This window comes from Gorillibacterium sp. CAU 1737 (genome assembly GCF_039888655.1).
GTDB lineage: Bacteria > Bacillota > Bacilli > Paenibacillales > NBRC-103111 > Gorillibacterium.
The window spans coordinates 1-13,433 of the sequence record NZ_JBDQQO010000012.1; the positions used below are offsets into that span (position 1 = coordinate 1).

15 protein-coding genes and 1 pseudogene are annotated in these 13,433 nt (G+C 51.1%); 5 read left to right on the forward strand and 11 right to left on the reverse strand.

Features of this window, described 5'->3' with window-relative positions; genetic code table 11:
• The first annotated feature begins 6 nt into the window (after window positions 1–6).
• Both AAFN83_RS19465 and AAFN83_RS19470 read left to right on the forward strand, forming a co-directional pair.
• Window positions 7–102 (forward strand): hypothetical protein, encoded by a 96-nt coding sequence (locus AAFN83_RS19465; protein WP_481810532.1) that lies wholly within the window; start codon window positions 7–9, stop codon window positions 100–102.
• 128 nt (window positions 103–230) lie between these two features.
• On the forward strand, window positions 231–857 hold the full coding sequence (locus AAFN83_RS19470) for a LysE family transporter (RefSeq protein ID WP_347772474.1): 627 nt from the start codon (window positions 231–233) through the stop codon (window positions 855–857).
• Here the strand turns inward: AAFN83_RS19470 and AAFN83_RS19475 are convergent.
• The 3 genes and pseudogenes from AAFN83_RS19475 to AAFN83_RS19485 form a co-directional block, all read right to left on the reverse strand.
• Window positions 802–2,193, reverse strand: coding sequence for an amino acid permease (locus tag AAFN83_RS19475; protein WP_347772476.1), 1,392 nt, complete (start codon window positions 2,191–2,193; stop codon window positions 802–804). The genes AAFN83_RS19470 and AAFN83_RS19475 overlap by 56 nt on opposite strands.
• Window positions 2,194–2,397: 204 nt before the next feature.
• A pseudogene (locus AAFN83_RS19480) lies at window positions 2,398–2,790 on the reverse strand (manganese catalase family protein); the annotation flags it as partial.
• 6 nt (window positions 2,791–2,796) lie between these two features.
• Window positions 2,797–3,156, reverse strand: coding sequence for a hypothetical protein (locus AAFN83_RS19485; RefSeq protein WP_347772478.1), 360 nt, complete (start codon window positions 3,154–3,156; stop codon window positions 2,797–2,799).
• 160 nt (window positions 3,157–3,316) lie between these two features.
• Between AAFN83_RS19485 and AAFN83_RS19490 the strand changes: the two genes are divergently transcribed.
• A complete protein-coding gene (locus AAFN83_RS19490; RefSeq protein ID WP_347772480.1) occupies window positions 3,317–3,607 on the forward strand; it encodes a hypothetical protein in 291 nt (96 codons plus the stop codon).
• Entirely contained in the window at window positions 3,597–4,145 is a 549-nt protein-coding gene (locus tag AAFN83_RS19495; protein ID WP_347772482.1) for a hypothetical protein, read from the forward strand. The genes AAFN83_RS19490 and AAFN83_RS19495 overlap by 11 nt, the downstream gene beginning before the upstream one ends.
• A gap of 35 nt (window positions 4,146–4,180) precedes the next feature.
• Here AAFN83_RS19495 and AAFN83_RS19500 read toward each other — a convergent pair whose 3' ends face one another.
• Genes AAFN83_RS19500 through AAFN83_RS19525 form a run of 6 tightly spaced genes read right to left on the reverse strand, consistent with a single transcriptional unit; the run spans window position 4,181 to window position 11,629 of the window.
• Window positions 4,181–4,927: a peptidoglycan recognition protein family protein gene (locus tag AAFN83_RS19500; RefSeq protein WP_347772484.1), complete on the reverse strand. Its 747-nt coding sequence runs from the start codon at window positions 4,925–4,927 to the stop codon at window positions 4,181–4,183.
• A complete protein-coding gene (locus AAFN83_RS19505) occupies window positions 4,884–5,516 on the reverse strand; it encodes a hypothetical protein (protein WP_347772486.1) in 633 nt (210 codons plus the stop codon). Before AAFN83_RS19505 ends, AAFN83_RS19500 begins: the two co-directional genes overlap by 44 nt.
• On the reverse strand, window positions 5,488–5,649 hold the full coding sequence (locus tag AAFN83_RS19510; protein WP_347772488.1) for a hypothetical protein: 162 nt from the start codon (window positions 5,647–5,649) through the stop codon (window positions 5,488–5,490). Before AAFN83_RS19510 ends, AAFN83_RS19505 begins: the two co-directional genes overlap by 29 nt.
• A gap of 46 nt (window positions 5,650–5,695) precedes the next feature.
• A complete protein-coding gene (locus tag AAFN83_RS19515) occupies window positions 5,696–9,745 on the reverse strand; it encodes a hypothetical protein (RefSeq protein ID WP_347772490.1) in 4,050 nt (1,349 codons plus the stop codon).
• Between the two features lie 4 nt (window positions 9,746–9,749).
• Window positions 9,750–10,205, reverse strand: a complete 456-nt coding sequence (locus tag AAFN83_RS19520) for a lytic transglycosylase domain-containing protein (protein WP_481810533.1) — start codon at window positions 10,203–10,205, stop codon at window positions 9,750–9,752.
• On the reverse strand, window positions 10,175–11,629 hold the full coding sequence (locus AAFN83_RS19525; protein ID WP_347772492.1) for a hypothetical protein: 1,455 nt from the start codon (window positions 11,627–11,629) through the stop codon (window positions 10,175–10,177). Before AAFN83_RS19525 ends, AAFN83_RS19520 begins: the two co-directional genes overlap by 31 nt.
• Before the next feature lie 160 nt (window positions 11,630–11,789).
• Between AAFN83_RS19525 and AAFN83_RS19530 the strand changes: the two genes are divergently transcribed.
• On the forward strand, window positions 11,790–11,843 hold the full coding sequence (locus AAFN83_RS19530) for a putative holin-like toxin (protein WP_347772693.1): 54 nt from the start codon (window positions 11,790–11,792) through the stop codon (window positions 11,841–11,843).
• A gap of 260 nt (window positions 11,844–12,103) precedes the next feature.
• Here the strand turns inward: AAFN83_RS19530 and AAFN83_RS19535 are convergent, their stop codons facing one another.
• Entirely contained in the window at window positions 12,104–12,628 is a 525-nt protein-coding gene (locus AAFN83_RS19535; RefSeq protein WP_347772494.1) for a hypothetical protein, read from the reverse strand.
• A gap of 50 nt (window positions 12,629–12,678) precedes the next feature.
• The gene (locus AAFN83_RS19540; protein WP_347772496.1) at window positions 12,679–13,431 is read right to left on the reverse strand and encodes a hypothetical protein; all 753 of its coding nucleotides are present in this window, start codon (window positions 13,429–13,431) and stop codon (window positions 12,679–12,681) included.
• Window positions 13,432–13,433: the final 2 nt, after the last annotated feature.

A 13,433-nucleotide genomic window follows, 5' to 3' on the forward strand; every position in this document is an offset into this window, starting at 1 on the left:
AGGAGAATTGAGGCGTTCATCCACTTTTATAACCACTGTCGACCACAACGAAGACTAAACAAGCTGACTCCGGTTGCGTACCGACGCCAGCTTGCTGCCTAGAGGCTTTTTTCACTGTCTACATTTCGGGGGCTTGACCACATTCCCGAGTGGCGTTTTTTCTTTGACCTGTCGTACATGTCCTCTCTTCTTCATAGGATAAGACAAGTTCATGAATGGGGAGGTACTGCATGCAGACGCTCATGCGCCATTTTTTGCTCGGCCTTTCCCTTGCTGCCCCCATCGGTCCCATTAATGCCGCTCAGATGGACCGCGGGCTTCGCAAAGGGTTCTTGCATGCTTGGCTGGTCGGAGTAGGGGCCATGCTGGCAGACGGAATCTTCATGCTGCTGGTCTACTTCGGGGTCATTCACTTCCTTAGCATCCCTTTTATGCAAACCTTCCTGTGGCTGTTCGGATTCTTCATTCTCACCTACATCGGCGTGGAAAGCTTCCGTTCGGTCGGAAAGCTGACCTCTTCAACGGATGACAACAAGGACTCCTTGCTCAAATCCTTCACGGCCGGCTTTCTCATGTCGCTCTTGAACCCTCTCTCTATTCTCTTCTGGTTGGGGATTTACGGCTCGGTGCTGACCGATATGGTCAAGACCTACGATGCCCAAGGAGTCCTGCTCTACAGCTCGGCCATCATGACGGGAATTCTGGTCTGGGATGTGTCGATGGCGCTCCTGTCCAGCTCCTTTCGCCGGATGCTGACTCCCCGTCTGCTTTCCCTGCTGTCCATTGTGTCCGGTCTGTCGCTCATCGGATTCGGCCTCTACTTCGGCTATCAAGCTCTTCTTGTTCTATTGGGGTAGGAACGAACGCTTCTGCCTGCGGCTTGTTCTTGTGCTTCCACCTTCTTCGCATGAGCAGCGTCACGCCTCCGATGGCGAGAAGGAACCCTAGACTGATGAAGAACCCCGGACGGCTGGACGAATGCATGACGGTTCCGGCTACCGCCAGGGCGACCAGACTGATGCTCGTCCATTGTTTGACCTTGTCCCATCCGGACCGTTTAAGCAGCTTGCCTGAAGTCACGAGGATGAAGGACCAGTTATACAGCAGCATCAAGCTCGCCGCGGTCGTGATGTAGACATATACCTTCTCGGGCAGCAGCAGAGAGAACAGGACGGATACCGTTAACCCGGCAGCGGTAAGCCCCATCGCAAACCAGGCTTTCCCCCCCTTCTGTTCGTTGGATGCGAAGAGAGGCGGAGCATCCCCGTCCTTGGCCAGCAGGATGATCATCTTCGTGACCGCAAAGATCGAGGCGATCATGGTCGAGAACCCGCCGATGATTAGGACCGCATGGAACAGATGAGGCACAAACGGGAGCTTGTATGGGGCCAAGGCGACGATAAACGGGCTTTTTTTCACCCCATAAACATTCCAGGGCCGCAAAAAAAGCACCAATCCGATGGACAGCAAATAGAGGCCGGCAAGCGTGAACAACATGACCCTTCCTGCCTTCGGCGTCTTCTCCGGCTTGTCTAAGCGCATGGCCATCAGGGCCATGACCTCCAGCCCTCCATAGGCATAGAAAGCGAAGATCAGCGAAGCCCATAACCCTCTTATCCCCGTGGGAAACCAAGCGCGCGGCAGGGCGGGAGCCGGGGTCGAAGCTGTCCGAAACAACCCGAAACAGGCAAGGGCCGCTAGGACGAGGAAAAGGACGAGGGCGGCAAGCTTAAGCACGGCAAAGAGATTCTCCATCCGTTCAAACCCTTTTGTGCCAATCAGGACAATCAGAAGCCCGAGTGCTCCAAAGCCTGCAGCAAAGACCCACATCGGTATCTGGGGAAACCAAAATCGCGAGAACAGGGACAAAGCCGTTAATTGACTGCCCATAATCAAGAGCTCTGAGGACCAATACACCCACCCGCTGGCAAATCCCGCCGGGCGCCCATAAGCTTTCTTGGCGTAAGCACGAAAGGAACCTTCTAATGGATCTTCTGCTGTCATTCGCGCTAACACGTTAAATACGCAGTAGGCAGCGAAGGCGGCCGCCCCATATCCAAGGAGCACCCCGGGGCCGCCCAAGTGAATCGCAAGATGAGAGCCTAAGAAAAATCCGGTCCCCACTGTACAAGCAACACCCAACAGCGACAACTGCCACCAATGCAGTTTCTTTTCTTTCTTCTGCGCGTTCATCGAGCTTCTCCTTCTCTTTCGAAAGTCGTCCCGGTAGTATTTCCTTATCCCTTGGGCCTATCCCACTCCCCCGCTCGGTCACCGACTTGCGAACTTGCCTTGAAACACTTGCCCTGAATCACTCCTTATCAAGAAAAAAACTGCCTAATTAGGCAGTTTCGGATTTTCCTTACGCTATTCGATCCCCTTCTAACAAGGGGACTTTTAGAATATTTTTTGCGCTTCCCGGTCTGCTTTTAAGATTTCAACCGCTTCTCGGAACCTCTGGGAGTGGACCACTTCCCGTTCCCTTAGGAACTTAAGCGAGTCCTGAAGATCGGGATCGTCCGTCATGTCGATCAACCATTGGTAGGTGGCCCGTGCCTTTTCCTCAGCGGCAATATCCTCGTATAGGTCCGCGATCGGGTCTCCCTTGGCTTGTATGTAGGCAGCGGTCCAGGGGACACCGGAGGCATTTTGGTAAAAGAGTGCTTTGTCATGACTGACGTAATGATCGTCCAAGCCAGCTGCTTTTATTTGCTCCAGCGTCAAGTCCTTGGTCAGTTTGTAAACCATCGTCGCAATCATCTCGAGGTGCGCGAACTCCTTAGCCCATACAAGATATCAATGATTTTTGGACAAACCTCTCCTCGCTCCATCCATAATGGAAGCAATCATGTCCGTGTATTTCTTCCAATTCTCCTTATCGTGGCCCGGAGCAACATGGATAAACTGATCGGCCACAGTATTTATGATATAGGTTACATCATCGCTGGTTCTGATCCTCACCTTATCTTCCTTCATTATATGCCGCAGGCCATCCAGCTCATTATCGAGTATGGAAAGCACATTGGCGCATGTCGCCTTGATGATGCTCTGCTGTAGGCCGGAGCTGCGTTCCATATCGATTAGACCTTGCTCATACACCTGTTTGCGATACCGGGACAGCGAGATATAGTCAACTGCTACCATGATTTGCTCCACGTTGATCCCTCCGAACAAGAACGTTTGTTCTATATTATATGCAAGAGGGCTATTTGTATCAAATAAATCGATAATTATTTCAAAATTCGACAATTCCATATATCGCCAAATGCTTTCTTGTGTAGTAAGATTATGGTATTCCCACTAAGGAGAGTTACCTATGAGTTTTTCTGCCGAATTCATAAAGGATAAAGACTACAAAAGGATGCACATAACAGGAATATTGTCATCTGTGTCTAGCGGTATGATTCAAGTTGACTTGTACGAAGAGACCAACCCTATCATGCGTAAATTCTTTGTTAATGAGGAAGGGAAGACGGAATCGGATTTCGGGGGACATAACCTCGAGAACTATGTACATGCCACTATTGTAGTATCTCCAAATAATATTCCGTCGATCATAGCATCCTTACAGGGTGTTTACGATAAATATATGGACAATGGTGAATGATGTGGCATATCCTATTCGCCCTGAGGATCGTACAAATACATTAATTATGTTGACTTTGCAGTACCAAGCGCAGGTAAACGAGCGTATTAATGGGGTAAGCGATAGTATAGGGGTACTGCAAGCAGACAACGAAGCTCTAAAAGAAGCGCTTCGTCAAGTCGCAGAAAATCAATTCGCAGCATCCAAGGAGGGTGAGGGCATGATCGAAGCAATCACAGAATTAAAGACAAAGACAGACAGCATAGATAGTACTGTTCGTTCTGTTGAGCGTGATGTGGCTGTCCTAAAAAACACCGTCGACATTGGATTTAAAGACTTGCGAGAAGACATCAGAGAACTAAAGCAGACGATTGAAAAGTTGAATTCTCCGATAGAGCAACTAAGATCAGACATGATTTGCGTAAAGAAGGATACCGAGTTCATCAAGGAAAAGTCCGAAAAGACGGCATCTGGTCGCAAATGGACCGTGACCACCATTATCGCGGCCGCTGGTCTCCTGGCTACCATATTTAAAATAGTATATGACCTTGTAAAATGAAAAAACGCCCACCAGGATATTCTGGTGGGCGTTCACTATTTCATGATGATGCCGCTGTCGATCGCGTATTTATACAGCTTATCAAGCTTGAGGATCGCTGCCTGCCGATTTGTCGAGTTGAGTTTTGAGTAGAGGTCATCCACCCGGGTTTTCAGCGCTACCGCGTTGGCTGTCGCGCCGAGGTCCGATTCTTGAAACTCCAGCTCGCTTTCCAAATCGGCTACAGCTGCGCGGATGGCGTCCGGGCTGTATCCCGGGCAGTTGGTAGGCTGTATCTCGCCATGCCCTCTGATATCCCGGATGTTCAGCACCGCTTTGGTTGCTTCAATGGACCCCAGTAGAGCGCGCCGATCCGGTTCGGTCAGCACGTCTTTACCGAAGTAATCGCCTGACACGCAGATATGGACTGTGTAGCCGTTGTTGTTTTTGACTCCATACGTCAAAGATAGAAGGTCGTTAGTTTGGTATACCTGTCCGTTGCGAATCCAGAAGTGATAGGGAAACCCCGGGTCCCCTCCAGCTTCGTTTTTTGTACTACGAATATGAGAGGAAGCGATGTTCGATGCGAACGTCATATCTGATATGCCGGCCGAAGACGATTTCGACAGAGCGTCATGATGAAGGACGATGCAGCCGATCTTGCTGGGATCACGTGGACCGCCGATCAGCTTATCCCAGGTGTACTTTGGATTAACCGGTAACTGGTCTGTAATGTCCAGAATGTCGGGTACTCCGAGCTTACTTCTCGCTGCTGATGGGATTTTCAGGTTTCGAATCGGCACTGACGGTCACCTCCACCTTCTGCAGATTGGCCTTGTCGATACTGCCCTCTACCAGCTGGTATACACCAGTAGCGATGAGCTGCACCACGACCGTTATAACGGGCATGTATCCTTGTACCTGTGAGTCTATGTCCACCGTTCCCGTCCACGTCAGATAGAGCGTGAGGAGGTTAAGGACGGTGGTAAGGAGGTACGTTTGGAACTTCGTCTTCCCCAGTTTCCTGAGCCAGTTTTTCACTTTGGACACCCCTTCCCGGCCTGTGACCGGCTGTGATAATTTCAATGATTCCCTTGAGTTCGTCGCTGCCGTTGGCAATGATCCAATCGTAGCTCCAGTTGCCTTCATGATCGCGTCCAGTTTGGCTTCCCAACGCGCATCCCTCGCTTCAAACTTCTTCCGGCGCATCGCCTTGTTGAGATAGAGGCCGAAGACGCCGATTGTACCGATCGTCAGGCCCTCCTTAAAGTAGCTATCCACCGTCTTGAGGATCACATCTGAGAACCCCAGCAGCAGGATAGCCACCGTAACCATCGTGGCCCATATCGCCTTCCAGTTTGGCTTATGCGGGCTTTTGTGCGGACCGATCATGCGGAAGTGTCACCACCTCGATTAAATCGCTCACGCGATCAATCCCCAGGCTTTCAACGAATGCCTCGAACGCTGCTGGTGAATACTCCTCTCCCGTTTCCCGATCAATATACAACTCCATTTGAATATTCATGGTTCATCCCCCTTTGTAAGAGAAAGAGGCCCCATAAGGAGCCTCATCACTTGATGTTGAATTCCTTCTTCAACTGCTTTCTAGCCTGTTCTCCTGCAGTAGTCAGCGCCTTCTTCACCTGTTTCGCTTGGCTTTCCGTTGTAGCGTTCCGATTGATCCGTTGGAGGCGTTTCGCTGTCTCTTCCCCTTGCAACTGCTGGAGTCTGGCGAATTGCTCGTTCGTGAGCGCTGTCCCATCAAGCTTCTTGGACGGTACCCGCGGTGCCAGTGTCTCGTCACCGGTCTTGTTGATCAAGTCAACGATCATTTCTGCCTCAGGACTCAACTCATACTTGCTCGAGAACCCGGGGTTAAAGAACACGTTGAACACCGAATTATCCTGGTACGTTGTCTTCGGCCGTCCGAGAGTATCGGTCTGCTGTGGGAATTGATCGGCAACACCAGGAATGCGCGATTTTGCGAGTTTCAGAGATTGTTGGATCTTGTCAGGATCGTAGGTTTCGCGCTTCCGGTTGTCGGTTACTTGCTTGATTTGGTTAGCCAGTGTTGGCACGAAGGACGAAGGAAGATCGGATAAGACATCAACGATCTTATCCGTCACCGTCTGCCCTGGGTAACCCTGTGCAGCGTCCTTAAGCCCCGACAGTACCGATTGCTCCACCAGCGTGTTTAAGCCACCGGAGAAGCTGTCATACGCGGTCCCTGCAATACCCGAAGTGGCGCCCTTGTTCTCGTTTACGTTCTTTGCAGCGTTCGCCCCCATCGATACGGCGATTGCCAGCGGCTGCGCCCAGTCGTAGGTATACAGGTTATCTCCTTTTCGAAGGGTTGCGGAGTCAGGGTTGAACCCACTTTCTACCCAACGCTTGAGGGCCGACAGGTTAACTTGATATTGCCCCTGCCCGGCCGATCGTTGTAAGTCCCGGATATCCTTGTCTTTAGATGCTGATCCCGTGATAATGCCTTTATCGAGCATGAAGTAGCCGAGACCGGACATTCCTACGGTTCCGATGATTGCCCGGGAAAGTGCTTGTACAGCTTCCCTCGGATTAGCCTCTGCACTCTTTCTTAGCCATGGTTCGGCTGCAATTTTTGCTGACCGGAGGAAGCCGGCAGGAGAGTACTCCAGAGACCGCATTACGATGGCGCCGGGAGTCTTTGGGTACTTCAAGATCAAGTCTCCAAGGCCGAAGGAGCGATTAGCGTTCAACCCCTTCTTCAATGACTGGAGACCTTTAGAAATCGCGTTGTTGTCCTGGAAGGTTACGTACTTCCCGTATTCATCCGCGATGCCGAGAATGTTCTCGTCAGCCTCCCGGATGTACTTCTTGATTGCCGCTTTTCTCGCCTCTCCCTCAAGCCCTTCGTTGATCGCCCTCAGTGTTGCCATTTCCCCGACTGTGTGGTTAACCGCTCGCATGTAAGCCGCATTGTCAAAGCTCCTGAGAGCAGCACCTGTGGCCTTCTCCAGGTAGGTGAGAGGATTCCACTTACTCCGGAATGCCTGCCCCTGTAGGTCAAACTGCGTCTCCAGACCATTCACGTTTACGCCCTTCCATCCGGCACGGCCACCGGAGATAAAGTTCTTCCAGTACTCACCCTGGTTGTTCGTGCGGAATGTTACCGTTCGTTCACTCCCAGTAATCTTTGAACGGGCGATATCAATGGGGGTAGCTACCAGTTTGTTCAAGCGTTCGATTCGGTAGAAGAGTTCGTTGCCTACCGCATTTCTCACCTGAGTCTTAGGATTAAGAAGTTGTCCTACCGTTTGCGCCGAACTTAGCCGTTTACCGATACCGGGCTTGTCTAACTGTTGAAGAATTACCTGCAAATCTTGGCTTGCTTGAACCTTAGCCTCTCCTGATAGTTTGGAAACCTGTCGGGCAAGGGTACGAAGGTTTGTGGCCGTTGTTTCGTCTAGCTCCTTGCTCTTGATGACGCGTTCTGTCAGACGCTCGGCGTTAGAAACTTGCTCTTGGCTAACCTTCTTAGTGCTGACGTTCAGCGCCTCTTTGGAACGTTCGTAGAGCTTAGCCAACTGCGGCCGGATCTCTTCGCCTAGGTCCTTTATCATCTGCTCGGACCAATCGGCAAACTTGATCGTTCCTTTAGCCAGCTTCGCGGCCCCAATGACGGCATAGTCCGCCCAAACATCGAGAGGTGTTGAGCTTACTCGTATCCCCCTGGCTCTCAGGCGTTCTTTTGCGGCCTGCTCCTGGGCGTCGAGGAATGAAACCACGTTGTCACGAACTCGCTTGTCCTTGGGCAACGTAGGTGGCTTAGATTCACGAACAGGTTTCTTAACCTCATCAACAAACTGCTTCGCCTCATTCACGAAGCGCTTCAACGAGTCCGCGTCCGTTGCTGAAAGCTTTTCACCAGCCTTGGCGCGGTCTAGGATGTTCATCACATCGTTAGCCAGCGTCTTCACACCTGTCATGGACTGGGTTGTCTGTGCTAAGTCAGTGATATTAGCGGACATTTCAGGCGTGATCTTAACTTCTTTTGCGCCCCTGGGAAGCTTTTTATTAACCTTATCTGCAACTCGCGTTGCATGTATCAACATCCCTTGCGGATCTAAACGGTTGTAGATTGAGAAAGCCTGAATAGACTGCCCAGCTTTTGTTCCTTCTTCTGCTAATTTTTCTGCGATGGTAACAGCTCGTTCATGGTTCCCTTTCTTTGTGAACTCGTCAATAAGCCTCAATCCAGTAGTGACCTTCTCTGCGGTTGGCGCGCTATCTCCCATTACGAAAGCGGCGGCTCTTTCGAGATCACTATCAATTCTCATGTTGGCTGCCGATACTGTCGCCTCGTTGGTTATTGGCTTGTAGGTGCCGGTAAGAGAAGCCTTTACGCTGTCAGGCATCTTATCCGATGCCTTGAGCGTGGAGATGAACCCTCGCTCCTGTTCTCCTCTCGCAACCGTAGGGCGCGCTGCCGATGCCTGAGGCGATACCAACGGCCGATTAACATCCGCTTGAATGCTTTGTGTGGCAGGAGCTTCGGACCGATTCAGGGAGTAGGTCAGGTCATTTTGACGCTTTACCCCGGTATCTGCTGCCTGCTGTACCAAACGCTCATTTCGGTTAACCGGCAATTCCGCGTTATCTATAGCTCCTAGGATCTCGTTACGGGCCGCACGGTTGTCGAGGATATTCCTCGCCGCTCCACCGGCCGTACCAAGAGCAGCCCCACCGAGAAGACCTGTAGCTCCTCCCATAACCGCTTCCCTGGCTACGTCCCTTACGTCACCGGTTCCAGTGGTGAGTCCATACTGTGCGCCCTGAACAGCTCCGGTCAGGCCTTCGCGGACAGCTTCATTCCCCGCTCTGCCCGCAATCTGGAAGAAACGATCCTTACCTGATGTCGCTAGCTTTCCGGCAGCGTCACCAGCTATAAGAGAACCAACCTTATCTCCGGCTTTTCGGGAAAGAGGGTTGTTGTAGATGGCGGCAATGTTCGGCACCTTGGCAGGGTTAGCGAAGAAGGCGCCGGTTTCACCTAAGAATGTTCCGATCTTATCCAGCGTCTCATTGCCCGTTGTCGCACGTCCAGCTTCTGCGTGTTGAGCTACCAGCCGATCTCGTGGATTTATCGCTCCATACTCGTCCGGTTGGCCATCCAGGAATGCGCCGCTAGGGGCCAATGCCTCTGCTGCCTTATCGAACGGATATTGGATTGTGTCCAATACTTTCTGAACCGTTGACTTATTTCGAGTAATGTTCGGGATGTTACCCTGAGCGAGATTTGAAACGGAATTCTGTGCGATAGGAGCTACTTGAGCGGACTTCCTAGCGTCATTCTGCTGTTTCAAACGATCAGTAGCGCCTGCAACGTTGAACATGCTGTTCTGCGCTACGCTTTGGGCTTGTAGGCGCTCCGGTCGAGTTTCTGGCGTAATGCCAAGGTCCATTCTTCGACGCTCTAGGGCGCTTGATGTGGGAGCCTGAGCCTGTGTCGGGTTTAGATTGACACCAAGTTCTCTCGCCCGGCGCTGCAGGTAGGTTTCGGAAGTATTCCCGGTAGATGAAGAAGAGCCTGGGAGGTTGACCCCAAGCTCTCGAGCGCGTCTTTGCAGATATGATTCAGCCACGTTGTCAGCCTCCCATTTTGCTTAATACCTTCGGTACGTACTTCTGCGTCTCTTGTGGCAGATACTTGGCGTAGTCGGCGTACTTGGTGCTTTTCGCCTGCTTCATGGCCTTTTGCACGTTCCCCGGACCGGCGTTGTAAGCGGCTAAAGCGCTTTGAACGTCTCCACCAAACTGCTTCATCATCTGGCTGAGGTACTTCGTACCGCCGTTTATATTCTGCTGCGGGTTGTATGGGTCTTTTACGCCTAAACCGGATGCGGTTCCCGGCATCAATTGCATCAGTCCCATTGCCCCGGCTCCGCTCTTGGCGTTCGGATTTCCGCTTGATTCGGAGTCCATTACCGCCGCGATCAGGGATGGATCTACGCCATACGCGGATGCTGCGGATTGAACGTAAGCTTTGTACTGCGCTGGTACATTCCCCCCTCCTACGGATTGGCTTTTTTTGCTGCTGCGTATTCTGCCTGGAGATCGGCTGGAACCGGAATTCCATACATGTTGTAGAGTTGGACCGCCGTTACTGGATCATTTGCTTGGGAAACAATGATAGTTTCGATTTGCTTCTTGCCTTCTGGCGTGGCGATATTGAAAGAATCGCCCATTCCGCTGATGGATCTGCTAATGTTTGAAGCAATATCGGATACGCTAGGACCACTTGCGGTTCCAGAACTGCTACCATACTTCAAAATGTCAAGATCGACGCCAGCTTGTTGAAGTTGCAATCTCATTGCGTCTTGCGTCTGCGTACCACGAGGAACGCCAATCATGTCTGCCAGAGCATCGGGAACCGTACCTAATTGCCCGGCAGTATTCCAGAGATTTGAAAGCACCCTTTGCTGCTCTGCTGTTGTCGGTTTTCCGTTGATATAACCGGTAAGGCTCGCCATTTCAAAGTTATCGCTGACTTTATCCCGTCCTGCTTGGTAATTGAAATTCCGATCCGACTCAAGGACACCTCTATCAAATTGCTGCCCGGCAAGAGTTCTTTGCCCGTTATAATTACCAGTAAGACCGGCAATGTCCATATTTTGATTAAATCCTTGCTGTTGCCCTGCGAGAGTGAGCGGAGCATTCGGATCTTGCGATCTAGTTAGCAATTGTCCCCAGTTATCAGATGGACCCTTGCCAAAGTTTCCGCTCCTATCAACGATATCCAGATAAGCACCCCAGTTGTCGCTTTTATCTGCACGCCTATTTTCAATCGCGTTCTGGTTCCGCGTATCGAATACGCCCTGCTGGCTTTGAAGCGGATTTAGCAGCGCCATGAGGTTGGCGTATTTCTGCTGTTCCTGCTCCCGGTTCTGTGCGATAAGCTGGGGGATTACTTGCGTCTGCAGATATTGGTTGGCGTCGTTCTGTGCCCCTTGCGCCCAGTTCACCATGTCCGTTGAGCGAGCCATACCGCTGGTCCCTAGCGCTTCCTGCCCGGCTCTAATGCTGTTTTGTGCGCCCTGGTTAGCCTGCGCCTGGTATGCGGCATATTCGGGCGAAGAGTAAGGGTTATAGTTGCTAGGAGTCTGCGCCATTTGGGTAAGCGAAGCGATCAGGTTATTAATCTGTTCGTCCTGAGGATTCACATAGGATGTTCCATACGTGCCGCCATACTGGTTTGTCTGAGTTGTTTGCGCTGTCGGCTGTTGCTGCAGATACCCCGTCTTCGTTGTCCCGGTTGCATAGTTGGGGTATTTAGTAGTGAATTGCGAGTTGGCATTTTTGAAGCTCTGTGCGTCTGTGTAGTTGGTGTTCTGGTAGAACTTCTGCGCCTTCATGAAGGGATTGCCGTCATACGTTACATAGCCGCTCTTGGCATCGTGGCCGATCTTGCTGTTGTCGTATCCGGCTTCCGTCATCAGTTTGCGGACTGATTGGTCATAGACTGCCATGCTCTCACTCCTTCGAGGCATAATAAAAACGCCCTCGTGGGAGGACGTTATCTGGTATAATATGGACAGGTAAAGTAGATAGGCTAATAAGGCGGTCGGCTAATCTCCCGGAAGGGAGGTGATGCCTGTGGAGGTATACCAAGCAATCAGCTTGATGTTCATGTTCGGCATGTTCATCTTGGCGCTGCTGAGTTACCTTAACAAAAAGAAGTAGACCGCCACCCCCTAGCAAAGGATGCGGTCTATTCCTCGTCACTTTGTCGAAGCCACCGCCCTTAAAAGCGGCTACTGCGCCCGACCGTAGGTGTTACCAGCACCTGCGGTCTTCTTATTTTATGCATGTTTCATGATCTGTATTCTTTGCTTGGAGGCTGAGCGGATCAGGTGTGCGGGCCTATTCCAATCACCATTCAACCTAGGTGTTACGGCACCTGCAGGTCGATACCCATATTTTAGTACGAATTATCTGTGAAATCAAGGAGCAGGCGTAGGAGATGGGCTTGGGCTGGCCTGCAGCGCAGCGAGTTGGGCTTCGAGGTCAGCAAGTTTGGCTTTCTGTTCGTCCAGATCTTTCTGCACGCGAGCTTTCTCTGTTGGGTCAGTGAGTTCTGCTAATAGCGCCTGAGTGGCCATGATTAAATTTTTGGTTTTCGTAATGTTCACTTGGAGTACCATTACTGGATTGACTGGAACTGAACTACTCTGCCCTGGTTCAACCGATGGAGCTACGGGCTCTTGGCTTGTCATGCGGATTCCCTCCGACTTATTTATGAATTGTACCTTCATTCCGGTTGCTGTCCCTACATCCGTAGTGGGGATATAGGATTTTCCCTCTACCACAATGGCTTGATTCGGCAACGGAGAACCATCAACCGTCACCTTGTAAGTGCTATCGATCTTTTTCCCAATCGGCACAATGGAAGCGGCCCCGGCGCTAACAGCCGTTGCCAGCACAGCCCCGGCCATAGCGCCGATCAGGTATTTTCGCAAATCTTTCATTTTGCATTCCTCCCGGACCTTTTTCTTCCAGTATATCAAATCGTCCAGGTTTAGGAAGTCCTAACTCCGCTTGAAAACGTAATCGGTATGTTAGCAGGACCTCCTGATGTAGCTGAGACGTAAACCGTTCCGCTGGCCCCTGTAAAAGCATTCGCTTTTGAGTTCAGGGCTCCCTGCAATGTCTGTCCTGTCGCGTTATCGATTGTTTGGGAGAAGCTTTCAAGAAAAATTCTTGTTCCGTAAAGCCTTAAATCTCTTCCAGAGCTGATGTTTATATCCATCGCATTGGTTGTATTAATGATAAATTCTGCTACTGTTGTTATTCCTGCTAGCAGAAATGCCATATTACCGCTGCTGATAAATTGCAGGCTCTGCGGGTTACCGCTTACTCCGTTAGACCTTAGATTAATTCGGGTATTGGCATCTTGCTCAGCTGATATCAGACCATTGTCTGAGTTGAATTCTAGTTTCGGATAACCACTCGCGTTCGACCTTACCGTTCCTCCGGTCATGATCGGCTTGCCGTCCAGACCTACGCGGAAGGTGTCCTTCGTGCCATCGTTGATCGTCAGGCCATTGCTATCGATCTGGATGTACCCTCCGCTGTTAAGCGCCGTTCCTACCTTCACCAGTGCCGCGTTGATCGTCCCGGCGTTAATCACATCCGCGTTCAGCTCATCGATGTTAAGGGTATCCATGTGCGCCAAAAAGTCGTTCAGCCTGCGAATGAACCCGAAGATATAGTCGTTTGTCCGATCAAGAGAAGCTCCTTGTTCAAGCGGTTGGAAGTTTGGTACTGGCATAG

Excerpts from the sequence above, each read along its gene's own strand:
- AAFN83_RS19495 (WP_347772482.1), top strand. The coding sequence starts at position 3,597 with ATGGTGAATGATGTGGCATATCCTATTCGCCCTGAGGATCGTACAAAT.
- AAFN83_RS19470 (WP_347772474.1), top strand. The coding sequence starts at position 231 with ATGCAGACGCTCATGCGCCATTTTTTGCTCGGCCTTTCCCTTGCTGCC.
- AAFN83_RS19475 (WP_347772476.1), bottom strand. The coding sequence starts at position 2,193 with ATGAACGCGCAGAAGAAAGAAAAGAAACTGCATTGGTGGCAGTTGTCG.
- AAFN83_RS19505 (WP_347772486.1), bottom strand. The coding sequence starts at position 5,516 with ATGATCGGTCCGCACAAAAGCCCGCATAAGCCAAACTGGAAGGCGATA.
- AAFN83_RS19535 (WP_347772494.1), bottom strand. The coding sequence starts at position 12,628 with ATGAAAGATTTGCGAAAATACCTGATCGGCGCTATGGCCGGGGCTGTG.
- AAFN83_RS19510 (WP_347772488.1), bottom strand. The coding sequence starts at position 5,649 with ATGAATATTCAAATGGAGTTGTATATTGATCGGGAAACGGGAGAGGAG.
- AAFN83_RS19540 (WP_347772496.1), bottom strand. The coding sequence starts at position 13,431 with ATGCCAGTACCAAACTTCCAACCGCTTGAACAAGGAGCTTCTCTTGAT.
- AAFN83_RS19525 (WP_347772492.1), bottom strand. The coding sequence starts at position 11,629 with ATGGCAGTCTATGACCAATCAGTCCGCAAACTGATGACGGAAGCCGGA.
- AAFN83_RS19490 (WP_347772480.1), top strand. The coding sequence starts at position 3,317 with ATGAGTTTTTCTGCCGAATTCATAAAGGATAAAGACTACAAAAGGATG.